The following is a 514-nucleotide window of genomic DNA, read 5'->3' as shown; positions in this document are numbered from 1 at the left end:
GGGGCGTTTTTTATGACGTCAGCGCCCCAGATAGACCCGGTCGTGGAAGCTGTGTACCCAGTGGGGGCGATAGACGGCGAGCAGGGTCATGGTCATACCATTGAGCAGGGCTTCGGGGAAGAGCAGCAGGGGCCAGATGGAGAGGTAGTTCTCCTCGATGGTGTGCCAGGGATAGGCGCCGCTCAAGCCGGCCCAGAGGGCGGTGCCCAACACCTTGACCGAGATGGTGACGGCGCCGCCCAGGAAAGCGGCCACGAAGAGATAGACGAAGAGGTGGCGCGGCAGCCAGGCCCAGCTCGCCAGAAACAGGAGCTGACTCACCAGCACGGGCAGCACCACTCCGAGCAGCAGTTCGCTGCCGAGCAGGGTGGGGCTGTCGACCCCGAAACCGGTGAGGGCGAGCAGGGTGAGGGTGCCGGCCAGCAGGGCGAGACGCCAGCCGAGCAGCAGGGTCAGGGCGGTGAGGCCGAGAAAGTGAATGGAGAGCCCCTGATGGAGGCCGGCGCGCAGCAGC

Annotated in this window: 1 protein-coding gene; it reads right to left on the bottom strand. The window is 66.3% G+C overall.

Annotated features, from left to right (window positions below; all coding sequences use genetic code 11):
- Nucleotides 1-18 precede the first annotated feature (18 nt).
- The coding region (locus BN1133_RS17835) for an energy-coupling factor ABC transporter permease (RefSeq protein ID WP_050667801.1) at nucleotides 19-514 on the bottom strand (496 nt) is incomplete at its 5' end.

This window comes from Aeromonas schubertii, from assembly GCF_000820105.1.
In the GTDB taxonomy this organism is placed as follows: domain Bacteria; phylum Pseudomonadota; class Gammaproteobacteria; order Enterobacterales; family Aeromonadaceae; genus Aeromonas; species Aeromonas schubertii.
The sequence above is the reverse complement of the archived record's forward strand: the minus strand, read 5'-3'. Positions and strand labels throughout refer to the sequence as shown.